A 20213-nucleotide genomic window follows, 5' to 3' on the forward strand; every position below is an offset into this window, starting at 1 on the left:
TTGTGGCATCGACGGCGCACTGATGACAGCAGAACCGCCGCTTCGGGCCGTCTGGCCGGAAGGACGTCCCGCAGTTTTCGCAAGGTATCGGGTTGGTGGCCTGCATCGATCTTTGCCGCCGTGCCAAGTTGACACAGCGAACGCTGCAATATTCCGTCCCGCGCCGCATTTGCTCCGGGATCGGACCTCCGCATTGCCCACATTTTCGCACGGCTTTATCTGGGAGTGGTGGCCTGGGTTCCAGTCCCATGGCCTCCCGATCCAGAGCGGTGCGGTGATCTTGCTTGCATTGTGGAGTGCAATACATTCGCGAGCTTCGGGAACCATCTGGCAGCGGGGTGCCGCAGTATTCGCAGCGATGCGTTAGATCGAGACGATCGCAAGCTTCACCGCCTTCTCGTCGCTTGCCCGCTTGCGGGTTGCCAGTCGCTGACTGTGCGAGGCTCCGCAGATGTTGCTGCAAAACTTGTAGTGACCCTCCGGCAAGGGGGTGTGACAGCGAATGCAGCGGGTCCGTTCGATCAGCGTTCCTGCGTGAATTGCCCATTCCCTTTGTCCTTCTTCCCAACTCGGGCGAATTGCGTGCACCTTCCTGAACGCATATTCCAGCAACTCGCGCGCCATGTCGTCGGCGTCTTGCCAGTGCCATCCTTGGCGGCAGAGGTCGGCGCGAATGCCCTCGCGCAATGGCCCCTCAAGCCCGAACAGTGAACTGGTAGCGCCTGCTTCGAATGCCAGCCGGATAACCCCTGCGAGCTCTCGCACCAGATTGTCGAACCGCCCCGGCCCGAGGCGACCGCGCCGTGCGTCACGCTCACGCCGATCCCCTTGCCTCGATTTTTTGTCCAGATACATCAGCTCACCGCGACATCGAACAGCGCCGCCGTTAGGGGTTGCTTGGACATCTGCGGTATTTTCTTCACGCCCTCCGGGGCATTGTCTCGTTGCATGGTGTGGCTCATCCAGACATCATCGAGAGCCATAATGATCTCGGCGTGATGCGGCCGGACCGGCACCCGCATGATCCGGGACCACGCAGCCATCGCCTCCCAGCTGATCGGGTTCGGCCCGTGGGCGTGCCATGAACGGGCACGGGACAGCGCCATGAAGGAATCCAACATCTCCCGGCCACCATCGGGCACGCGGGCCTTGCCGCCGGTCAGGTGGGCTTTCAGGGCTTTGCAAAGGTGGGTTTTCAATTTGCTCATTACATCCGCCTATTTTGCCAATCTTTGTAGTTCTGGCCCCATCGCCGCGTGCTATCCTTGTCGTAACGGGAGATGCCCATCTGGACGCCGGTAGCCACGCGCTTATCCACGAAGGGTTGCAGGTTGCCGTTCTCGTCCACGCCGACCGTGACATGCACATTCATGTCCTGACTGCCGGACGCCTGGCTGCCGGAACTGCCCTGCATGGCATTGGCCATCTGTGAAGCGGTCCAGTATCGCGCCGGGCCCGTTGCCTCGACCTCCGGGCCTTCCTCGCCCACCAGCCGGACGCCGCCGCTATGCATGCCGCCCTTGGCGAAGCCGGGGATCAGTAGACTGCCGATGCCGCTGGCAACGCCGCCCATGCCCGGCAGTCCCATGATGCCGCTGATAAGCTGCGCCTTGGCGATCTCCATCAGCAGGTTCGCCACGGCCTCTTTCGCCGACATGGAGCCATCAATGATCGAGCCGAACATATCGGTCAGGGCGTCCTTGCCTGCTTGGCTGCGCTCTTTGATCAGGTCCAGCTTTTCCGCCGCGCCCTCGGCTGCCAGACCGGCCTGCGTGTAGGCGTCGGCCATAGCGTCGATCTCGGCTTCCAGTTCCGGGGTGATTTCCTTGCCTGCCTTCTGTGCCGCCGTCAGTAATTCGGCCTTCTTGCGGGCGAATTCCATGGCATCGCCATAATCCTTCCCGCTGATGGCAACTGCCGCCAGGACCGCCGCCTCGGCCTCAAGGGCTGCCGTGCGTTCGCGGGTGGCCTCGACTTCCTTGGCAAAGTCATCTTGCTGCGCTTTGCCGCCACCGCCGCGGCGCCTGCGACGTCTACCGCCGCCACCTGATCCACTGCCGGAGCGATCAGCGGGAAAATCCGCAATGCTGACAGGTTCGGCAGGCATGGGCGGTGGTGAATAGCCCGAAACCGGGGTTCCGGTATCGACCATGTCATAAACAGCCGTGCCGTCAGGTTTCAGGCCAGCGACATAGCGGGGCAGGTTCGCGGCTTCGGCTCTCAGCGCTGCCAGTTCGGCGCGAACCTCACGTATTCTGGCAATTGAGTCGGAAGCGTCGAAACCGAGCCGGGTATTTTTCTCGATGTTGGCTTGCAGGATTTCAATCTCGCGTTCCAGAATGTTGATCTTCTTTTCAGCCTCGCGCACGTCCGGGTTTATGATCTGCTCGCCCTCGGTGATGCCCATGGCCTCGTTCAGATCGGCAAAGGCTTGAGCATTGGCCATCTGCCGCAACCAGCCTGCCGCCGCCTCCTCGGCATCGTCGATCTTGTCGATGATCCGCTGGATGTCGGATATGAAGCCCTCGACATCAAAATTATCCAGACCTTCAGCAAGATCGCCGATGATCCCGGTCAGTCCTTTACTGGCCCCGGATGCCTGATCGAACTTGCCGACCACGGTCACAAGGCTGTTTCCGAGTCGGGTCATGGACTGCCCGACAGTGGATTGTGATGTTTCTGCCTGCCGTCGCAGTTCCGCAGACCCCGCCTCGAAGGCGCGGAAGAATGTCCGGCTGGATACCTCGCCGTTGACCACCAGCTTGCGAAGCTCGGCCACGGAACCGCCTGCCTCTTTCAGGCCGCGCGCAACCGCCTGTGCGATCGTCGGGGTGCCTTCCAGGATGGAGTTGAATTCCTCGGCCCGGACAACGCCACCGCCAAGCGCCTGTGAAAGCTGCAAGAGCGATCCGCTGGCTGCCGTGGCGTCGGTTCCGGCCACCTTGAGCGCCACCGCGATCCCATCGGTGAAATGGATCAACTCATCGCTGGAAACGCCCAGTTCGGTCTGGGTCAGCGCGAGTTTGCTGTAGAGGTCCACCAGCGAATTGATTGGAGCCGAATTCCTCTGTGCCGACGCGAACAACTGCTCATAGACGCGCGTCAGTTCGGCCCCTTCAAGCCCGGCCACGCGCAGGCTGTTCGCCATGGCGGTCGCCGCGTCGGCAAGCCGGTTATAGCCCTGCACCCCGCGCGCCACCGCGAAAGCCGCACCGAATGCGCCGATCCGTGCCGCCGTGGTCGCCAGGGCACGGTTGATCGCCGTGGTCGAGCGCACCATATCGGCTTCCATCCCACGGGTTGCCGAGCGCGATCTGCGTTGTAAGCCCTGATAGGTCCGGGTGCCGCGTTGCTCGGCCTGCCGCATCCGCTTTTCGAATTCGGTGACGCGGGCTTCCAGCATCACCACAAGTCGTTCGTCTACAGCCATTGCGGCCTCCTATGCTGTCCACATTTCGTCGGTGAACCAATCTGCCTTGGTGGTCATGCCATCGCCTGCCGCAGCCCGCGCGACCGCCATTGCCGAGGCCACCGCGCCATCGATCGACAGCCATTTTTTCGGCTTGGTGAATTTGACCACATGACCGTGGTCGTTGCGCTTCACGACGACATTCGCGAAGCAGTGCCGCAGAACCGGGTTGTCGCCGTGGAAGAACTCGCCACCGAGAATTGCGCGCTCCAGTTCCAGAACCGCAGGCATCATCAGCGAAGGGATTTGCCGGAAATCCACTGCCGGCAAGCCTGCTTCAAGGATTTTCGGCTGAACCTGCCGCGCCATGTGCGGGTCGAAGGCGATTTCCTGGACGTTGAATTCTTCGCAAATCTCGATGATCCGGTTTTCGATTTCCTGATAATCGATCACCGATCCGGCTGTTGCCGTGATCAATCCCTGCTCAAGCCACGCCTGATACGGGGCGCCGGATCGATCCTCGCGGTTCGATATTCCGTCCTCGCCATCCAGCATGGAGTCGCCTGCGGTGGCGTCGATGGCATCCTGTGGGCAGAAGAACCAAGGTTTCACAACATAACCGTCAGCCGTTCGCCAGCAGGCCACGATCACCGACAGGTCAACGGTCGAGGACAGGTCAACCGCCAACCAGCAAGACTGATCGCGCAGCGCGTCCAGATCATAGTCCTTGGCACCGGCGTCATAGATATCCATGTCCACGAAGGGATCAGTTGAGGCGTCCAGCCATATATTGAGCTTCAGCTGCTTGAGGGATTGCCGTGCGCCCACACTACGCTGTGCGCGCTTGGCGTGTCGGCGGAAGCCCGAGAGGCTGGGGTAACCATGTTGCAGGCCGGGATTGACCCGGTGCCACAGGTCTTCATCCTCCCAATCGTCGCGACGGTCAGCCTCGAAGATGATTGGCAGGATAGAGCCATCTGCAACCGCACCCCGCGCGATATTTCGGGCGTCGTCAAAAAACTCGAAAGCCAGACTGTCCTGCCCTCGGCCCGCCGTCGATGCGACCACCAAAAGGCTGTCATCGATCTTTTCAAGGCCGGTCGTCAGGGCGTCCCAGAGATCACGGCCTTTGCCAGCCGCCCAGACGTGGATTTCATCGGCCAGAACGAAGCCAGGCGTTTCCCCATGCGCGCCGGGCGCATCAGCTGAGATGACTTCCAGCGTGCAGGCATCGCGACGATACAGGATTTTTTTCGGCGCGTTCTGGGGGTCATAAATATTGATAGCGGATGTGAGCCTCTTGTCCTGCCGGACGATACCGGCAGCCTCACGGAACGCGATGCCCGCCTGCTTGCGATCTGATGCGGCAAAGATCGAGTTGCTATTGTGGATGCGCTCGGGCCCGAACGTATGGAGAAGCGCCAAAGCAGAGGCCAGCGATGTCTTGCGGTTTCCACGCGGCAGCATCAGCGCGACTGTGTTGACGATCCGATTACCGTTCTCATACCGGGGGCCATAGATGCGCCGCACGATCCGCTCCTGCCAGGGGTCGAGCTGAAAGGCCCGGTTCGGCAGGATGGATTTCGGATGACGCAGGGCGCGCAGGAATTGCACGGCACGCTCGCCATGCCCGAACGGATCGGCGATCTCGCTTCCGTCATAAATCCATTCGGGGAAGGTCGTGGCCATCAGCCCATCCCCAGAGGGTTCGGGGTGTCGTCTCCATCCTCATCATCGCGGATCGCAGGGCGTGACCGGGAAACCGGCGTCAGGCCAAGCTCGGCGGCAAGCTGGCGGGCCGAGGCCATCGCCTTGTCTTGGACGCGCACGAATTTCAGCATCAGCTCCGGGTCAGCCTCGACCTGGATCGCCGCCTCCATCTGCCGGGCGCGGCCAATGGCGATGCAATAATTCTCAAGCCCGCCCAGATCGGCATCGGTCAGGATGCGCCGTTCGGTCAGCACCGGCATTACGCGGTCCCATTCGGCGCGGGCCTTCGGGTCCAGCCAGTCAGGCGCGGGGATAGAACGCAGGATTGCGTCCTGATCCTGCTGCAATGCTGGCTTGGTTCCCTTCATGGCATCCTCACGCAGCGCAGCTCCACGCCCTTGCGGCGACCAATCGGGGCCACGGATTTGATGTTGAACGGATCGCCGTTCCAGACCATGCGATCCGCGTTCGTGATCCCGTCGAAGAACCGGGCGCGAAAAACGGCCACTTCCTCGTCGCTGGCGCCGAAGTTGCGGATATACTCAGTCGTGGATTGCTCGACCTTCTCGGCCCGCAGCGTGGCCAGATGCGCCCATGCGATCCACGATCTCATAGGCTGACTTCATCAGCGCCGGTTCCACGGCCTTGCGCGCGGCTGTCGGGATTGCCCGCATCCGCTTCTGGAAACTGCTCAGCCCGCCATCATTCGCCATCAGAATGTCCACTCGCGATATTCGGTGACGATCTCTGAGACGCCGAAGGGCAACATCTCGTCGCGGCTCTCGACCGTTTCCCGGTTCTCAAACCACCAGCAGGCCAGCTGCAGCACGGCCTCTTTCAGCGCATCGGGGATCGGGTCTTGATCCACGCCGCCGAACATGGCCTCGATCTTGAAGCCAAGCAGCCGCTCGACATGGTTTTGCGCGGCCTCGCCCTTCTGTTGCAGCAGGGTCTGATCCTCGGCAGGGGCATCGACGGTAAGCCCGGCCTGTGCGGCTAGTTCTTCGTATGTCACGATTGCCATCAGGGCGCCTCGCTGCGGATAATATTGTGGGTCGGGATCAGATTGGCTTGCAGCTTCATGACTGCATTGGCGGTATCGAAGGCCTCGCCCAGCGACACCACCAGGGCCAGCCATTCACGGTTCGGGCCGTTATCGGGAAACTCCAGGCGGAAGGGATAGAACAGTTCCGATTTTACTGCCTGCCAGAGGATGACCTGTCCCGGATCGGTGGGGTCATTGCCGAGGATGATTTGCATCGGGCTTGCGCGGCGGGATTGCTTGGCCGTCTGCACAACCGGCATGCCGTCGCAATCTTCCATGACTTCCGCCGAGGCCGTTTCCCAATCGATGCCCAGCCCGCCGAGCGCTTCGGTCTCGCCGATCTCCACCCAGGCACCACTGATCGCCCCGTCTCGATCAGTCGGGGCGTCAGAGATATAGAGACGGCTGCCAGCGGTCGGGTAAAGCGCCTGCGCGGCCATCGGAAGCGCCCGCCAAGCGGGCACCTCCATTGTGCTGCGGATCATCTTGGTGAAATGCTCGGTTGACTGTTCGTCCTTGCGATCCCTGCCCATCAGCTCGCCCCCCGTGAATGAAGTTGCCGATGGTGAAGACGACAAAGCCAGCGCACGTCACCGGGTCTGGAATAGTCGTCGTGATGGGCTTCGGCCTTCTCACCGCAAACCTCGCAAGGTTCAGGGGTCAGGACGCCAATCCGAGTTCCCGGCGCCTGCCTTGCACCATGATCCGCTGCACCCAGAACTTGGAGCCGTTCGACTTCACCAGCAGAAACAGCCCCAATCCTCCGCCATCATGATACTTTCCCGGCTCCAGCGGGGATCGAACTTTCAACGCATTCAGTCCGTTACTGTTTCGGCGGGTTGGATTTACCTGCATTCAATCCCCCAGGAGTTCCCCCAAGCGAAACGAGAACTTCGCGGAAATTGGGGGAATGTTATGCAATCAACAATGGGGCGTTTATGTATGTGATTCAAGGGGTAACGGAACGGGTTGGAATGTCTGGGAACGTGTCCATGCAGACTTCGTCTCCGCCATTTATCACTGAGCCTGCCGAAAAGGGGCGACTTCGTCGTTTTCTCCCCATCAGACCTATGCTTGGCTGCAAGTAATCGCGGCCAGTTTAAGGGCAAATTTTTTCTGGAATGAAGCGCAAAAGACTATTGGAAATAAGCTGCCTTACAGCTCGCATCGCCTCTGACTATTCCCGATCAGATATTCGACCAGGAAACCGGCGGCTCACACCAAGAGTGTGCGATGACAACGCATGACATAGCTCGACCAGCATCCGTAGCGCGTCCTCGAGTGGCCATCACCCCTTCCGCTGGATGATCGTGCCGCTTCCAATAACCTTGAAGCATTTATCTCCTTGACCAACCGGGGTGGCCGGGCAGCCGTTCGATAAGCGGTATTCATAGCCCCCGCTTGCCTGTGGCTGCCTTCCGCTCCTTGGCGTCAGGGAGACAGCTTCCCGAAGTTTGACGACCATGTAGGGGTTGTGGTCGTTATCTTCGCAGTCGATACGTCCAATCTCTCGCATTTTCAGTTCCTCCTCTCTGCCATCCTCTTGCGTCCAAACGCGATTATGCAAGCAGTGGTTTCGACGCTGATCACATCGCACCAGCACTGTCGCATGAATGCGACACATGACGGCAGGAGCGGGCTCCGCCGAATTTCAGGGAGACACCACCTCACCGACATGATGGATCAACAATGATTTCAGCGGCATATTTCCGTGATCGCCGTCATGACCCGTTGCGTCACATGGAACCGGCGGGCCGGATGCGATCTGACAGGAATGCACAAGCCGCGGATCGGGACGCTTCTGGCGCTTTGCTGTCAGAACGGAGATGTCGAGTGACTGATATGGTATTTCTGGACGGTAACATTTTCGAGCTGCACATCAGTCTCTGGTGGATTGGATTTTTTTCGCCAAGCCTCCAGATCGGTCTCGGTCTCCCATAATTCCAGCATGTTGACACGAACAGGCTCGACCGGATCTTCGCTGATGAACAGGTCGAGGCATCCCGGGTTCTCGCGGGCGCGCCTGATCAGGTCCGCATGGGCGTCAACGAAGGCATTCCGACATTCTGCCGGGACTGTGAAATGGCCCGCCACGATCAGCATGCTTTCCCTCTGCGCCTACTGGTTGATTTCCGGCTCGACGAGCCTTGCAAGTTTGCGCAGGGTTTCCTGCCAGCCAAGATAGCAGGCCTCGCGGGGGATCACGTCCGGTACGCCCTCCTGTTGAACCTCCATTTCCGTCCCAACCGACACGGGTTTCAACGTTACGGTGATCTTCATCTCGCCCGGCAAATTCGGGTCGTCAAAGCTGTCGGTGTAGACGAGGCGCTCACCTGGCACGAGCTCCAGATAGGTGCCGCCAAACGAGTGGCTTTGTCCGGTGGTGAAATTGCGGAATGACATCCGATGCTTGCCGCCCACCTTCGGCTCCAGCTCATGCACAGTGCAGAGAAAGCCGAATGGCGGCAGCCAGCTTGCAACTGCGTCCGGCTCCAGAAACGCGCGATAAATCTTTTCGGGCTTGGTGGCGATGACACGGTGTAGACGAATAGTACTGGGCATGATTTCCTCCCTCTGTTCAGGTTCTATCGATGAAATCAAATCCTGGAAAAATTTGCGCCCCCTTTTAAATACCAACTGGTCGGTATTTTATCAATCGAAAATTTGCTCCGAGCATCCATTGGAAAAGTGGAACTGTATTGATGGAGGATGCCGCGCCCTATGGAGGCCCCAGCTCAGCCGCTGCGCCCCCATTTTTGCCTGACACCTAACCCCACACCGACATCGCAAGATCGCCACGCGAACAATGATCGAATGCGAGAGAATATCCGAGCCGGAACGAAACTCCGATTTTTCTCGCTCCCCGGAGGCAATCAGCCCCGGGATGCGGATCAAACCATCCGGTCAACCATCATATGCTTGATCGATGCGATTGCCTTGGCCGGGTTCAGCCCCTTCGGACAAGTATTCGTGCAGTTCATGATCGTATGGCAACGATACAGCTTGAAGGGATCTTCAAGCTCGTCCAGGCGTTCCCCTGTCGCCTCATCGCGGGAATCGATGATCCAGCGATAGGCATGCAGCAGCGCGGCCGGCCCCAGGTAACGATCACCATTCCACCAATAGCTTGGACATGCTGTCGAGCAGGAAGCGCAGAGAATGCATTCATACAACCCATCCAGCTTCTTGCGGTCTTCGATCGACTGCTTCCACTCTTTTCCTGGCGTGGGCGACTTGGTGATCAGATAGGGGTTCACGCTGGCATGCTGGGCATAGAAATGCGTCAGGTCGGGGATCAGATCCTTGACCACCGGCATATGCGGCAGCGGGTAGATGGCGATATCGCCCTCGATCTCGTCAATGCCGTAGATACAGGCCAACTGGTTGCCGCCGCCGATAGTCATTGCACATGAACCGCAGATCCCTTCGCGGCAGGAACGGCGGAAGGACAGGGTCGGATCGATCTCGTTCTTGATCTTGATCAGCGCATCCAGAACCATTGGCCCGCATTTGTCCAGATCGACGAAATAGGTGTCCAGGCGCGGGTTTTCACCTGCTTCCGGCTCCCAACGATAGATCTGGAATTTCTTGACATTCGTGGCGCCCTCGGGCTTGGGCCAGGTCTTGCCGACGCGGATCTGACTGTTTTTAGGCAGGGTAAACTGGACCATGGGTTGCTCCTTTCAAAGAGTGCCTTCGGGCCGGTGGTCGGCACTGAACAGGGATTGCGTGCGGGCGACCAGGTCGGCAACCTTGCCGCGTGCATGTGGATTGATATTCAGGCTGTTGAGATGCCGCAGAAATTCCGTCGACGCATCATTCAGCCGCGACATGGAGGACCCGTCCAACGGCTGCAGCGCATCGATTTCTTCGTCACTCAGCCCTGCATGGAGAAGCAGTTGCCGACCGGGTCGTTCGGCGTCAGCCTCGTCCTCCAGCTTGAAGCGGGTCACGCGCTTGCCTCCCACCGCTTCGACCAGCCGCCGGTGCAGATTGCCCCATCCGGGCAGGTCGGCGGTTTCGGCCATGAATTCCTCTTCCCGGCGCGTATAGCCATCGGAGCGGACCGCCTGCGCCCAGACACTGGATTTCCACGCATTCATCCTGCGGCTGTAATAGACGAAATCGACATCGAAATCTTTTACATGGCTGCGGATGAGCGAGACGATTTGCGGCAATGCCGGATAAAGCCGGGTCTCGCCGCCATTGCCGGGCATCGCCCCGGCCAGGTTTTCATGGCTCAGCAACACCGGCAGATCATTCGCAGGCAATGTAGCCAGCACATCGTCCAGCGCGATTTTCAACGCCGCTTCCGTATCACCGGATTCGCTTCTGAGACTGAAATCGACTGCGGCACGCCCCAGGGGCCGCATCGGAGTACCCTCTTCGGGTGTGCGGACGATAAGCCGGTCCGACAGCGCTTTCGCATTGCGCCCCAGGTGCCGCTGAATCGAGGTGCTGCCGGTTTTCTGAACGCCAACATGCACGATCAAGCGGCGTTTGCCTGTGGAGGCCCGCTCCTTTTCGTCTTTCGCAACCATCTCACCTATCCACGCCAGCCGGGTTGATCGGCCAGAACCCGCGTCGGCATCTGTCCCGATTTGCGCAGCACGCAACGATTGAACACATCCGACGGATCCCGCCCCAAGATATAATCCGACGAGATTTCCATCTCGATACGGCCGGCAGTGCGGGTTCCGCTCCCCCCGCCGCCTATTGCACCAATGGCCACTTCGCCACGAGGGCGACTGGCCAGTTCGGCATCGCGCATACAGCTTTGCTCTGCCCGGTCAACCGGGATCGGGCCGCAAGCGGCCAGCCCCCCCAAAAGCAGCAACAAGCCGAATGCGCGATGCCTTGCCAACATCAGGCTGTCGTATTCGCGGCACCAGAGATGCACTGGGTGGTCGCGGGACGCGAGACAATGCTTGCCACGCTGTCAGCGGTTCCCGCCACGCCGGAACGGGCGGCCTGGGCAATGTCGATCAACTCCGCGGTGGTGGCGTTATTCACCACGCAATCGGTATAGGGCGCGACATTAGCCCCCGGCAGCCGTTTTTCCATTTCGGAATTGATCACATTCCGCGCGACCTGCCGCGAAGCGGCGTCAAGCGTGGTCGGGGCGGCAGGAGCCGTGTTGGGCGCGGCCGGTGCGGTACCGGGTTGCGGCGTATTTACCGCACATCCCGCAAGAGCAATCGCGACAACGCCGATTCCGGCATAAGACATGAAACGCATCAGTAAACCCTCTTCTTAGGAGCAATCTTCTTCAGGTCGATCCCACCATCCTCGGCCTTTGTCAGTGGCTCCAGATGCACGGGGCGATAATCCAGTTTAACCTTGTTCCCCTCGACCCTTGCAAGCGAATGCTTGCGCCAATTGGCGTCATCCCGCTCAGGATAATCCTCATGCGCATGGGCGCCCCGACTTTCCTTGCGCGCCTCGGCAGCGGTGATGGTGGCCAGCGCATTGGGCATCAGGTTGGTCAGCTCAAGCGTTTCCATCAGGTCGGTATTCCAGATCAGGCCGCGATCGGTGACCTGCAGATCGTCAAGCTTGGCGGCGATGGCTTCCATCTTGTCCATCCCCTCGGCCAGCGTCTTGTCGGTGCGGAAGACGGCGGCGTCGGCCTGCATGGTGCGCTGCATCTCGTCGCGCAGGGCCGCGGTCGACGTATTGCCCTTGGCATTCCGGAGAGCATCGAAGCGATCCAGCGCCCGGTCAACCTCGCCCTGATTGGTCGAGGGAATGCTCGAAGCGCGATCGACCACTTCCCCGGCGCGGATCGCGGCGGCACGGCCAAAGACCACAAGATCGATCAGGCTGTTCGAGCCGAGACGGTTGGCCCCATGCACACTGGCGCAGCCCGCCTCTCCCACGGCCATCAGGCCAGGGAAGATGGCATCGGGATTATCCTCGGTCGGGTTAAGAACCTCGCCCCAGTAATTCGTGGGGATGCCACCCATGTTGTAATGCACGGTCGGCAGCACCGGGATCGGCGCTCGGGTCACATCGACCCCGGCAAAAATCTTGGCCGATTCGCTGATCCCCGGCAGGCGCTCAGCCAGGGTTTCGGGTGGCAGATGCATCAGGTTCAGGAAGATATGGTCCTTGTCCTCGCCCACGCCGCGACCTTCACGGATCTCCATCGTCATGCAGCGGCTGACCACGTCGCGGGATGCCAGATCCTTGTAGGTTGGCGCATAACGCTCCATGAAACGTTCGCCTTCGGAATTGGTCAGGTAACCGCCCTCGCCCCGCGCGCCTTCAGTGATCAGGCAGCCCGAGCCATAGATGCCGGTCGGGTGGAACTGGACGAACTCCATGTCCTGCAGCGGCAGCCCCGCGCGCGCCACCATGCCGCCACCGTCACCGGTGCAGGTATGGGCACTGGTTGCGCTGAAATAGGCGCGGCCATAGCCGCCGGTGGCCAGCACCACCATCTTGGCGTTGAAGACATGCATCGTGCCGTCGTCCAGCCGCCAGCAGACGACACCGGTGCAGCGCCCGTCAGTGATGATCAGGTCCAGCGCAAAATACTCGATGAAGAATTCCGCGTTGTTTTTCAGCGACTGGCCGTAAAGCGTATGCAGGATAGCGTGCCCGGTCCGGTCAGCGGCGGCGCAGGTGCGCTGCACCGGGGGGCCTTCGCCGAATTCCGTGGTGTGGCCACCAAAGGGGCGCTGATAGATTGTGCCATCCTCGGTTCGCGAAAACGGCACGCCGTAGTGATCCAGCTCATAGACGGCCTTGGGCGCCTCGCGCGCCAGATATTCCATTGCGTCGGTGTCGCCAAGCCAGTCCGAGCCCTTGACCGTGTCATACATATGCCACTGCCAGTTGTCGGGGCCCATGTTCGACAGCGAGGCGGCAATGCCGCCCTGTGCGGCCACCGTATGCGAGCGGGTCGGGAAAACCTTGGTCACGCAGGCGGTGCGCAGCCCCTGCTCGGCCATGCCGAGAGTTGCGCGCAGACCGGCGCCACCCGCGCCCACCACGACCACGTCATATTCATGCGTTTGGGTTTCGTAAGCAGCCATGATGTCCTCAGATCGCAATGGTGAAAAGTGCCATCTTCGCCAAAGCAAAGACCGCCGACGCGATGACGGCCCAGCTAAAGATCACCGAGACGATGATCGCCACCTTGCGTGCAGTATGGTGAAAATAATCGTCAATCATGACCCGCGTCCCCTTCATGAAGTGGATCATGCCCACGATCACGAAGAGCGCGGTGACGATCCCCGGCCATGGACGCCCGAAATGGGTGATCAGCTCTTCCCGGGGCAGGCCGATGGCGCCGCCGACGGTGATCATGAAGAAAGGAGTCAGGATCAGCAGCGCCCAGGCGCTGACGGTCATGGCCCAATGATCGGACGTGCCGGAACGGGTCGAACCCAGGCCGGTCGCGGCCTTGCGGGGGGTGATATAACGCATGTCTTCCCTCGCCTCAGAAAATGAAGAACAGGATCAGGGTCAGCAGGGTCAGCACGCCCGAACCGATGATGATTGCCCAGGAGGCTTTCTCCGCCTGTTCGATCTCGAGCATGTAGCCGGCGTCGTAGAACAGGTGGCGAATACCGGCCAGCAGGTGATACCACAGCGCCCATGCCGAACCGGTCAGGATCAGAAAGCCCAGCCAGGAACGCACGACCCAATCGGCAACGGTGAAAGCGCCCGGCCCGCTGACCGCCGCGACAAGCCACCAGACCAGCAGCAGGACACCCGCGACAAGCGCGTGGCCGGTAACCCGGGTCAGAATCGACGTGACTGCCGCGATCGGCATCTTGTAAACCTGAAGATGGGGGGATAGCGGCCGGTTACCCCGGTTCACATCGGCCATAATACGGGCCTCCTCTGTCGGTTCAAACTGGTCCCGTCGCAGGCATCTGGCTGGCCGCACGGGCTGGCATCTGTAAAACTGTCTGGCCGCATTCTTGCCATCTGTCACCCGTTTATGCCAGCCCTTAGGCGTAATTTTAGTGGAAATGATTGTTTGTGATCACGCATTGCGTATGCGTGATCACAAACAATCAAAGCCGAGGGAATTCGTCAGACTCCCGCTTGGGTGCAGGCAACCTCCCGAGCGGTAACACCGGCATCAAAGAGGCATCAGCGCCCAATAATCCAGATCCAACAAAACCTCGGGCACGTATTTGCCGCCCTCACCCTTCAGTCCAAATCCACTGCTGTCACCCTTGGTCGCCACGAGCCGCAGCCGGATCGCGCCAACGCCCGCCGTGGCGGTCTCGGCCTTGTCCAGCACCTCGGACCAGGCCCGCACGGTATCGCCTGAGAAACAGGGATTGGCATGGGCACCCGCGTTCAGCGCCACCATCATCTGCGCATTCGCCAGCCCGTTGAAACTGAGCGCACGCGCCATGCTGATGACATGCCCGCCATAGATCAGCCGCTTGCCATCCTCTCGGTTGGTGGCGTCGAAATGAACCTTGGCGGTGTTCTGCCACAACCGTGTGGCCAGCATATGTTCTGATTCCTCGATGGTGACGCCATCGACATGATCGATCTTCTCGCCGATTTCGTAATCACCCCATCTGTGATTTTCACCCGCCAATTCAAAATCATACCTGGAAAAATTCAACCCGTTTGGAACAACCAGATCGGCGGCATCCACCGCCTCTGCCAGTTCCGGCACCACGGTCTTGGGCGCGGGTGCATCCAGATCGCGTTTACGCACCATCACCCAACGGACATATTCCATGACCGCCTCGCCCGACTGGTTCAGGCCGCGCGTGCGCACCCAGACCACGCCGGTCTTGCCGTTGGAATTCTGCTTGAGCCCGATCACCTCGGATTCCGAGCGGATCGTATCCCCCGGCCAGACCGGCCGCAACCAACGCCCCTCGGCATAGCCGAGATTGGCGACGGCGTTCAGGCTGATATCCGGAACCGTTTTGCCGAAGACGATATGAAAGGCGATCAGGTCATCCAGCGGAGCGGCATCCAGCCCGCAGGCTCGTGCGAACTCATCCGACGAGGCCAAGGCGTGGCGCACCGGATACAGTGCATGATACAGCGCCCGCTCGCCGCCCGAAACGGTGCGGGGAACCGCGTGGCAGATCACCTGACCCATGTGATAGTCTTCGAAAAAACGGCCCGGATTGGTTTTTGTCATTGCTGTCCCAGTTTCATCTCGGGGTGGTAATCGGCCTCGACCTCCTTGGTAACGGCTTGCGCACAGCGCATTACGCCGCGCCCCGAATCGAAGGAGATCGAGGGGCTGCCATGCAATTGCCAGCCCCTGGCCAGCGCATCGCTGACCTTGTGGCAAAAGGCAGAGGTATCGTCCTCGGTCAACAAACGGTAAATCGTGCTCATATCAGCCTCCGAATGGCTGGGGTCCGACCCAACCGTGCAATATCCCGACAACCAGCATCACGATGACAGCCCCTGCTGCTGCCATGATTTCCTTTTTGACCGGGAAAGGGCCAGCCGGCGGCGTCCACGCGCTGGCACGGTTTATCACAACCATCTCGGCCAGCGCCCAGACCAGCAGCCCGCCGAACAGGATGAAGGAAGGCAGATCGCCATTGACCAGCAGATGCGCCACCGCCCAGAGCGAGAACCCGACCAGTTGCGGATGGCGCAGAAAGGCGATCACGCGAGTCTTCATGCCGGCCGCAGCGAAAAGGTAGAACGCGATCAATACCAGCAGGTTATTGATGCCGACGGATGCCCCGCTGCGCCCCCACCAATAGGGCCCGTCCGAGATCTTGTAGCCCCAGATCATCAGGATCACCGATAGCACCAGCACCCCGGCGACCAGCCCCCGCCCCCGGTTACCCATCGCCTCCCGCCGTTCAGGCGCGGCACGTTTGAAAAGATGTGCGCCCCACCACAGGGCCACGCCAAGAATCAGGATCAGCATCTTGCTTCCTCTCGCTGGATGTGAATCCCATTCACTTTGCCATCATCCAGCCATGGCTGCAATCGCTTCGGCGTGATCCAGTGTCTTGCGGGCTGTATCGACATGCAAGTTCTCGACGATCTTGCCGTCAACCACGGCCACGCCCTTGCCGGTGGCCGAAATCGCCTCGAATGCCTCGATCTGCCGACGCGCAAGTTCGATCTCAGCTTCGGTCGGGGCGAAGACCTCGTTGGTGACGGCCAGTTGCGCCGGATGGATCAGCGTCTTGCCGTCGAACCCCATGTCGCGGCCCTGCTCGCATTCGGCGCGTAGGCCGTCCTCGTCCTTGATGGCGTTGTAGACGCCGTCAAGAATGATCTTGCCATGCGCCTTCGCGGCCAGCAGGCACAGCCCCAATCCCGCCTGCATCGGCAGGCGGTCCGGACGAAAACGGCTGTTCAGATCCTTGGCCAGGTCATTCGTGCCCATCACCATCCCCTCCAGCCGGGGATGCGCCGCGATTTCAGCGGCGTTCAGCATGCCCAGAGGTGTCTCCACCATCGCCCAAAGCTTCGTGTCGGGAAGCAGGGCCGCCGCCCGATCCAGATCGGCCGCGCCCTCTACCTTGGGAATCAGCACCGCATCGATCCGGCTCGCCAGCTCTCCGGCACAAAGCCGCGCGTCATCCTCGCCCCATTCCGTCGCCAGCGCATTGATCCGCACGATCAGCGCGCGCGGCCCGTAATCATTGGCCAGCGCCTCCGTCAGATGTTCCCGCGCGGCCGCCTTCTCTCCGGGCACGACCGCATCCTCCATATCGAAAATGATCGCATCCGCCGCCAATTGCCGCGCCTTTTCCATCGCGCGCGTATTGGCAGTGGGGATATAGAGAACGGAACGGTAGGGTCGGGCCATGAAATCCTCCGGGCAACTTTCTTGCGCGAAACTGCCTTGAGGCGTCAGAAATGGCAAGTAGAATTTTGCTGCGCTGCGGCATCAACCCGAGAAACCCTGCCAGATCAACCGCAAAGATACCACGAGCAGCCCCCAGGTAATCAGCCTGTAGAACAGCGCTTGCGGGATGATCCGCACCAGCCGCAATCCGATCCAGACCGAAACCAGCGCAACGGGCGTGAGAATCGCTGCCACTTTCAGATTGGCAAGCGACAATTGGCCAAGAGCGGCATAGGGGATCAGCTTGACCCAGTTCACCACGGCAAAGAACCATGTCGTGGTTCCCGCGAAAATCACCGAGGGCAATCGCAGCGGCTGAACATAAACCTGATAGGGAGGACCGCCGGAATGGCTGACAAAGCTGGTATAGCCGGCAAGCGCCCCCCAGACACTGCCTCGACCTCGCGAGGGTTGCCGCGCCTCGGTCGAAAGGTCAGGCCGGATCAGGGCGTTTAGCGCGAAGGAAAGGCCGATCAGCCCCACGATCAGGGTCACTCCCCAGTCGGGCACGATATGCGCCGTGGCCCATCCGAACCCGATGCCGACAACCGCTCCGGGCAGCGAGGTCAACAGGACGCGCCGGTCGAAATCACGCCGGAATGCCAGCAACCCACCGACATCCGACGCGATATAGACCGGCAACATCATCCCCGCCGCCTGAACCGGAGACATCACCAGCGACAGGATCGGCACGGCCAGAATCGCCACCATGGCCAGGCCGCCCTTGGCCAACCCGACCGCTGCCGAGGCCAGAACGGCAAGCAGCCATCCTTCGGCGGAAAGCTGCAGCATCTCCTTCTCCCGAACGGATTGTGTCGCAACAGGCGGTAGACCGGGCCTAGACTACCGTCAAGCATGACTGCGGCTTAGGCTTGCGATTCGGTCTACGACGTTCTAACCACCCCGCTGCAAACACCCACCATATCGGAGGTTACTCATGGCCCGACCTAAAATCGCACTGATCGGTGCGGGGCAGATCGGCGGCACGCTGGCACATCTGGCTGCGATGAAGGAACTGGGCGACGTCGTTCTGTTCGATATCGCCGAGGGCATTCCCCAGGGCAAGGCGCTGGATATCGCCGAATCCGGCCCGGCCGAGGGCTTTGACGCCAGCCTGAAGGGCACCAGCGATTACGCCGATATCGCAGGCGCCGATGTCTGCATCGTGACGGCTGGCGTTCCTCGCAAGCCGGGGATGAGCCGCGATGACCTGCTGGGGATTAACCTCAAGGTCATGAAAGCGGTCGGCGAAGGCATCAAGACCCATGCGCCGAACGCCTTCGTTATCTGCATCACCAACCCGCTGGACGCGATGGTCTGGGCGCTGCGCGAATTCAGCGGCCTGCCCCGCAACAAGGTCTGCGGCATGGCCGGCGTGCTGGATTCGGCCCGTTTCCGCCATTTCCTGTCGCTGGAATTCGGCGTCTCGATGAAAGACGTGTCAGCCTTTGTGCTGGGCGGTCACGGCGACACAATGGTGCCGCTGACCCGTTATTCGACCGTCGCCGGCATCCCCCTGCCCGACCTGGTCAAGATGGGCTGGACCACGCAGGAAAAACTGGACGCCATCGTTCAGCGGACCCGTGACGGCGGCGCCGAGATCGTCGGGCTGCTGAAGACCGGCAGCGCCTTCTACGCCCCCGCCACCAGCGCCATCGAGATGGCCGAGGCCTATCTCAAGGACCAGAAGCGCGTCCTGCCCTGCGCGGCGCATGTGGACGGTGCCTATGGACTGAAAGGGCTCTATGTCGGCGTGCCCACCGTGATCGGCGCGAACGGCATCGAGAAGGTCATCAACATCAAGATGGACAAGGACGAGCAGGCGATGTTCGACAAATCCGTCGATGCGGTCAAAGGCCTGGTCGAAGCCTGCAAGGGGATCGACAGTTCACTGGCCTGAACCCCGCTCTTGCGAATTATGGAACGGCGCGCCACCATCGGCGCGCCGTTTTTCATTTGCAGGATCATTTCATGCGCCATTTTCTCGCCGCTCTCTTGCTGAGCACCGCCCCCGCCCTGGCGGATGATACCACCACCACAAGCCTGATTGCAGAGAAGGGCCTAAGTGCCGCCATGGCAGAACTTGAAGCCTCAGCGGCCTCGCCCGATCGCGACATGGCACTGGCGGCAGTGCACTTCCAGTCCGGCATCGAAAGCGCCTATCAGGCCCGCTGGCGGATTGGCGCAACTGAACCCCTAATCCCTGCGCCGATCCTGGGGACCTCCTTGTCCCGGAACCCCTCGCCCGAGCCGATGCGCCCGGATTTTCTCAATCAGCTTGCCACCGATCTGTCGGGTGCCATGCAATCGACCCGCGACGTTCTGCATGACGAGGAAGCCGCCCTGGTCCTGCGCCTGCCGGATCTGTGGCTCGATATAGATGCGAATGGCCAGCGCGGCCCATCCGAGGGGTTGCTGGAACTCGCCCTGATGCCGCTTCCCGAGGGTGTTGACGGCGAAATCCGCTTCGATGCGGCCGATACCGAATGGCTACGCGCCTATACGCATCTGATCGAAGCGGCGGCCACGCTGATCCTCGCATTCGACCCCGAACCGGCGCTGGCCCGGAAGATCGAGCTTGACGAGACCCTGCGCGAACAATTCGCGACGACGCCTGACGATCCGCAACCCGATCCGAGCTTCAATTCCGAAGCACAGTATTTCGGCCCCCTGATCGATCGCGTCGCGGTCGTGATTCAAACGCTGCGCAATCAGCCTGACAAGGACAAGATCTCGGACGCTGTCGAGCATGTTCATGCCATGATCGCCGCCAACCGGAATTTCTGGGCCATGGTCGCCGCCGAGACCGACGATGACCGCGAATGGATACCCGGCGACGACCAGAAGGCGGCGCTTGGTTTCGAGATCCCGAAGGGAGCCGGCAAGACGTGGCTAGCCGTGCTGGAAGACGCCGAACAGGTTCTGGACGGCGAGAGGCTGATCCCCTATTGGCGCTTTGCACCCGGCCATGGGATCGACCTGAAGCACTGGCATGACGACCCGCAGCCCGTCGATCTGGTCGGTTGGGTTCAGGGCAGCGCTGCCTTGCCCCATGCCCGCGAAGGCCGGACCGTTGGCCGCGATTCATGGCAGGATTTCACCGGGATGTTTGGCGGACGCGCAGGACTTTACATGGTTCTGTTCAATTGAGACAGGTCTTGACCCTGCGTTAGCGCTATGGGAATCACCTTCCGATTGATATTGTGATCACACCCCGCCAGCATGTGATC

25 protein-coding genes are annotated in these 20213 nt (G+C 60.7%); 2 read left to right on the plus strand and 23 right to left on the minus strand.

The window, feature by feature from the left end:
* Positions 1-363 precede the first annotated feature (363 nt).
* The 23 genes from JHX88_RS13475 to JHX88_RS13585 form a co-directional block, all read right to left on the minus strand.
* Positions 364-855 carry a hypothetical protein gene (locus JHX88_RS13475; protein WP_076523429.1) on the minus strand — a complete coding sequence of 164 codons (492 nt, stop codon included), beginning with the start codon at positions 853-855 and terminating at the stop codon, positions 364-366.
* On the minus strand, positions 855-1208 hold the full coding sequence (locus JHX88_RS13480; protein WP_076523431.1) for a phage tail assembly chaperone: 354 nt from the start codon (positions 1206-1208) through the stop codon (positions 855-857). The genes JHX88_RS13475 and JHX88_RS13480 overlap by 1 nt, the downstream gene beginning before the upstream one ends.
* Positions 1208-3430 carry a tape measure protein gene (locus JHX88_RS13485; protein ID WP_076523434.1) on the minus strand — a complete coding sequence of 741 codons (2223 nt, stop codon included), beginning with the start codon at positions 3428-3430 and terminating at the stop codon, positions 1208-1210. The genes JHX88_RS13480 and JHX88_RS13485 overlap by 1 nt, the downstream gene beginning before the upstream one ends.
* Before the next feature lie 9 nt (positions 3431-3439).
* Positions 3440-5098 (minus strand): terminase large subunit, encoded by a 1659-nt coding sequence (locus JHX88_RS13490; protein ID WP_076523436.1) that lies wholly within the window; start codon positions 5096-5098, stop codon positions 3440-3442.
* Entirely contained in the window at positions 5098-5487 is a 390-nt protein-coding gene (locus tag JHX88_RS13495) for a phage terminase small subunit P27 family (RefSeq protein ID WP_076523438.1), read from the minus strand. The genes JHX88_RS13490 and JHX88_RS13495 overlap by 1 nt, the downstream gene beginning before the upstream one ends.
* Positions 5484-5732 (minus strand): head-tail adaptor protein, encoded by a 249-nt coding sequence (locus tag JHX88_RS13500; protein WP_076523441.1) that lies wholly within the window; start codon positions 5730-5732, stop codon positions 5484-5486. Before JHX88_RS13500 ends, JHX88_RS13495 begins: the two co-directional genes overlap by 4 nt.
* A gap of 99 nt (positions 5733-5831) precedes the next feature.
* Positions 5832-6143, minus strand: a complete 312-nt coding sequence (locus JHX88_RS13505; protein ID WP_076523444.1) for a head-tail connector protein — start codon at positions 6141-6143, stop codon at positions 5832-5834.
* Complete coding sequence (locus JHX88_RS13510) at positions 6143-6697, minus strand: hypothetical protein (RefSeq protein WP_084202852.1); 555 nt, start codon at positions 6695-6697, stop codon at positions 6143-6145. The genes JHX88_RS13505 and JHX88_RS13510 overlap by 1 nt, the downstream gene beginning before the upstream one ends.
* A 127-nt stretch (positions 6698-6824) precedes the next feature.
* The gene (locus tag JHX88_RS13515; protein ID WP_141225750.1) at positions 6825-7019 is read right to left on the minus strand and encodes an integrase arm-type DNA-binding domain-containing protein; all 195 of its coding nucleotides are present in this window, start codon (positions 7017-7019) and stop codon (positions 6825-6827) included.
* Positions 7020-7979: 960 nt separating this feature from the next.
* Positions 7980-8267: a putative quinol monooxygenase gene (locus tag JHX88_RS13520; RefSeq protein ID WP_076523452.1), complete on the minus strand. Its 288-nt coding sequence runs from the start codon at positions 8265-8267 to the stop codon at positions 7980-7982.
* A gap of 15 nt (positions 8268-8282) precedes the next feature.
* A complete protein-coding gene (locus JHX88_RS13525) occupies positions 8283-8726 on the minus strand; it encodes an SRPBCC family protein (RefSeq protein WP_076523455.1) in 444 nt (147 codons plus the stop codon).
* 329 nt (positions 8727-9055) lie between these two features.
* Positions 9056-9835: a succinate dehydrogenase iron-sulfur subunit gene (locus JHX88_RS13530; RefSeq protein ID WP_076523457.1), complete on the minus strand. Its 780-nt coding sequence runs from the start codon at positions 9833-9835 to the stop codon at positions 9056-9058.
* Positions 9836-9847: 12 nt separating this feature from the next.
* Complete coding sequence (locus tag JHX88_RS13535; RefSeq protein WP_076523459.1) at positions 9848-10705, minus strand: hypothetical protein; 858 nt, start codon at positions 10703-10705, stop codon at positions 9848-9850.
* A gap of 5 nt (positions 10706-10710) precedes the next feature.
* Positions 10711-11031, minus strand: coding sequence for a hypothetical protein (locus JHX88_RS13540; protein ID WP_076523461.1), 321 nt, complete (start codon positions 11029-11031; stop codon positions 10711-10713).
* Positions 11031-11402, minus strand: a complete 372-nt coding sequence (locus JHX88_RS13545; protein WP_076523463.1) for a hypothetical protein — start codon at positions 11400-11402, stop codon at positions 11031-11033. The genes JHX88_RS13540 and JHX88_RS13545 overlap by 1 nt, the downstream gene beginning before the upstream one ends.
* Entirely contained in the window at positions 11402-13204 is a 1803-nt protein-coding gene (gene sdhA / locus JHX88_RS13550) for a succinate dehydrogenase flavoprotein subunit (protein ID WP_076523465.1), read from the minus strand. The genes JHX88_RS13545 and sdhA overlap by 1 nt, the downstream gene beginning before the upstream one ends.
* 7 nt (positions 13205-13211) lie before the next feature.
* Positions 13212-13598 (minus strand): succinate dehydrogenase, hydrophobic membrane anchor protein, encoded by a 387-nt coding sequence (gene sdhD / locus JHX88_RS13555; RefSeq protein ID WP_076523467.1) that lies wholly within the window; start codon positions 13596-13598, stop codon positions 13212-13214.
* Between the two features lie 13 nt (positions 13599-13611).
* Positions 13612-14004, minus strand: a complete 393-nt coding sequence (sdhC, locus tag JHX88_RS13560) for a succinate dehydrogenase, cytochrome b556 subunit (RefSeq protein ID WP_076523469.1) — start codon at positions 14002-14004, stop codon at positions 13612-13614.
* Between the two features lie 258 nt (positions 14005-14262).
* Positions 14263-15297: a MaoC family dehydratase gene (locus tag JHX88_RS13565; RefSeq protein WP_076523471.1), complete on the minus strand. Its 1035-nt coding sequence runs from the start codon at positions 15295-15297 to the stop codon at positions 14263-14265.
* The gene (locus JHX88_RS13570; protein ID WP_076523473.1) at positions 15294-15500 is read right to left on the minus strand and encodes a DUF1737 domain-containing protein; all 207 of its coding nucleotides are present in this window, start codon (positions 15498-15500) and stop codon (positions 15294-15296) included. Before JHX88_RS13570 ends, JHX88_RS13565 begins: the two co-directional genes overlap by 4 nt.
* 1 nt (position 15501) lies before the next feature.
* On the minus strand, positions 15502-16050 hold the full coding sequence (locus tag JHX88_RS13575) for an NnrU family protein (RefSeq protein WP_076523474.1): 549 nt from the start codon (positions 16048-16050) through the stop codon (positions 15502-15504).
* A 42-nt stretch (positions 16051-16092) separates the two neighbouring features.
* Complete coding sequence (locus JHX88_RS13580) at positions 16093-16944, minus strand: HpcH/HpaI aldolase/citrate lyase family protein (protein WP_076523808.1); 852 nt, start codon at positions 16942-16944, stop codon at positions 16093-16095.
* An 81-nt stretch (positions 16945-17025) separates the two neighbouring features.
* Complete coding sequence (locus JHX88_RS13585; protein ID WP_076523476.1) at positions 17026-17775, minus strand: sulfite exporter TauE/SafE family protein; 750 nt, start codon at positions 17773-17775, stop codon at positions 17026-17028.
* A 145-nt stretch (positions 17776-17920) separates the two neighbouring features.
* Between JHX88_RS13585 and mdh the strand changes: the two genes are divergently transcribed.
* Positions 17921-18883 (plus strand): malate dehydrogenase, encoded by a 963-nt coding sequence (gene mdh / locus JHX88_RS13590; protein ID WP_076523478.1) that lies wholly within the window; start codon positions 17921-17923, stop codon positions 18881-18883.
* A 71-nt stretch (positions 18884-18954) separates the two neighbouring features.
* On the plus strand, positions 18955-20133 hold the full coding sequence (locus JHX88_RS13595; RefSeq protein WP_076523480.1) for a hypothetical protein: 1179 nt from the start codon (positions 18955-18957) through the stop codon (positions 20131-20133).
* Positions 20134-20213 lie beyond the last annotated feature (80 nt).

The sequence above is a fragment of the Paracoccus saliphilus genome (assembly GCF_028553805.1).
Taxonomy (GTDB): domain Bacteria; phylum Pseudomonadota; class Alphaproteobacteria; order Rhodobacterales; family Rhodobacteraceae; genus Paracoccus; species Paracoccus saliphilus.

Bases quoted from the DNA above. Each gene is read 5' to 3' on its own strand.
- JHX88_RS13475 (WP_076523429.1), bottom strand. From the start codon at position 855: ATGTATCTGGACAAAAAATCGAGGCAAGGGGATCGGCGTGAGCGTGAC.
- JHX88_RS13480 (WP_076523431.1), bottom strand. From the start codon at position 1,208: ATGAGCAAATTGAAAACCCACCTTTGCAAAGCCCTGAAAGCCCACCTG.
- JHX88_RS13485 (WP_076523434.1), bottom strand. From the start codon at position 3,430: ATGGCTGTAGACGAACGACTTGTGGTGATGCTGGAAGCCCGCGTCACC.
- JHX88_RS13490 (WP_076523436.1), bottom strand. From the start codon at position 5,098: ATGGCCACGACCTTCCCCGAATGGATTTATGACGGAAGCGAGATCGCC.
- JHX88_RS13495 (WP_076523438.1), bottom strand. From the start codon at position 5,487: ATGAAGGGAACCAAGCCAGCATTGCAGCAGGATCAGGACGCAATCCTG.
- JHX88_RS13500 (WP_076523441.1), bottom strand. From the start codon at position 5,732: ATGAGATCGTGGATCGCATGGGCGCATCTGGCCACGCTGCGGGCCGAG.
- JHX88_RS13505 (WP_076523444.1), bottom strand. From the start codon at position 6,143: ATGGCAATCGTGACATACGAAGAACTAGCCGCACAGGCCGGGCTTACC.
- JHX88_RS13510 (WP_084202852.1), bottom strand. From the start codon at position 6,697: ATGGGCAGGGATCGCAAGGACGAACAGTCAACCGAGCATTTCACCAAG.
- JHX88_RS13515 (WP_141225750.1), bottom strand. From the start codon at position 7,019: ATGCAGGTAAATCCAACCCGCCGAAACAGTAACGGACTGAATGCGTTG.
- JHX88_RS13520 (WP_076523452.1), bottom strand. From the start codon at position 8,267: ATGCTGATCGTGGCGGGCCATTTCACAGTCCCGGCAGAATGTCGGAAT.
- JHX88_RS13525 (WP_076523455.1), bottom strand. From the start codon at position 8,726: ATGCCCAGTACTATTCGTCTACACCGTGTCATCGCCACCAAGCCCGAA.
- JHX88_RS13530 (WP_076523457.1), bottom strand. From the start codon at position 9,835: ATGGTCCAGTTTACCCTGCCTAAAAACAGTCAGATCCGCGTCGGCAAG.
- JHX88_RS13535 (WP_076523459.1), bottom strand. From the start codon at position 10,705: ATGGTTGCGAAAGACGAAAAGGAGCGGGCCTCCACAGGCAAACGCCGC.
- JHX88_RS13540 (WP_076523461.1), bottom strand. From the start codon at position 11,031: ATGTTGGCAAGGCATCGCGCATTCGGCTTGTTGCTGCTTTTGGGGGGG.
- JHX88_RS13545 (WP_076523463.1), bottom strand. From the start codon at position 11,402: ATGCGTTTCATGTCTTATGCCGGAATCGGCGTTGTCGCGATTGCTCTT.
- sdhA (WP_076523465.1), bottom strand. From the start codon at position 13,204: ATGGCTGCTTACGAAACCCAAACGCATGAATATGACGTGGTCGTGGTG.
- sdhD (WP_076523467.1), bottom strand. From the start codon at position 13,598: ATGCGTTATATCACCCCCCGCAAGGCCGCGACCGGCCTGGGTTCGACC.
- sdhC (WP_076523469.1), bottom strand. From the start codon at position 14,004: ATGGCCGATGTGAACCGGGGTAACCGGCCGCTATCCCCCCATCTTCAG.
- JHX88_RS13565 (WP_076523471.1), bottom strand. From the start codon at position 15,297: ATGACAAAAACCAATCCGGGCCGTTTTTTCGAAGACTATCACATGGGT.
- JHX88_RS13570 (WP_076523473.1), bottom strand. From the start codon at position 15,500: ATGAGCACGATTTACCGTTTGTTGACCGAGGACGATACCTCTGCCTTT.
- JHX88_RS13575 (WP_076523474.1), bottom strand. From the start codon at position 16,050: ATGCTGATCCTGATTCTTGGCGTGGCCCTGTGGTGGGGCGCACATCTT.
- JHX88_RS13580 (WP_076523808.1), bottom strand. From the start codon at position 16,944: ATGGCCCGACCCTACCGTTCCGTTCTCTATATCCCCACTGCCAATACG.
- JHX88_RS13585 (WP_076523476.1), bottom strand. From the start codon at position 17,775: ATGCTGCAGCTTTCCGCCGAAGGATGGCTGCTTGCCGTTCTGGCCTCG.
- mdh (WP_076523478.1), top strand. From the start codon at position 17,921: ATGGCCCGACCTAAAATCGCACTGATCGGTGCGGGGCAGATCGGCGGC.
- JHX88_RS13595 (WP_076523480.1), top strand. From the start codon at position 18,955: ATGCGCCATTTTCTCGCCGCTCTCTTGCTGAGCACCGCCCCCGCCCTG.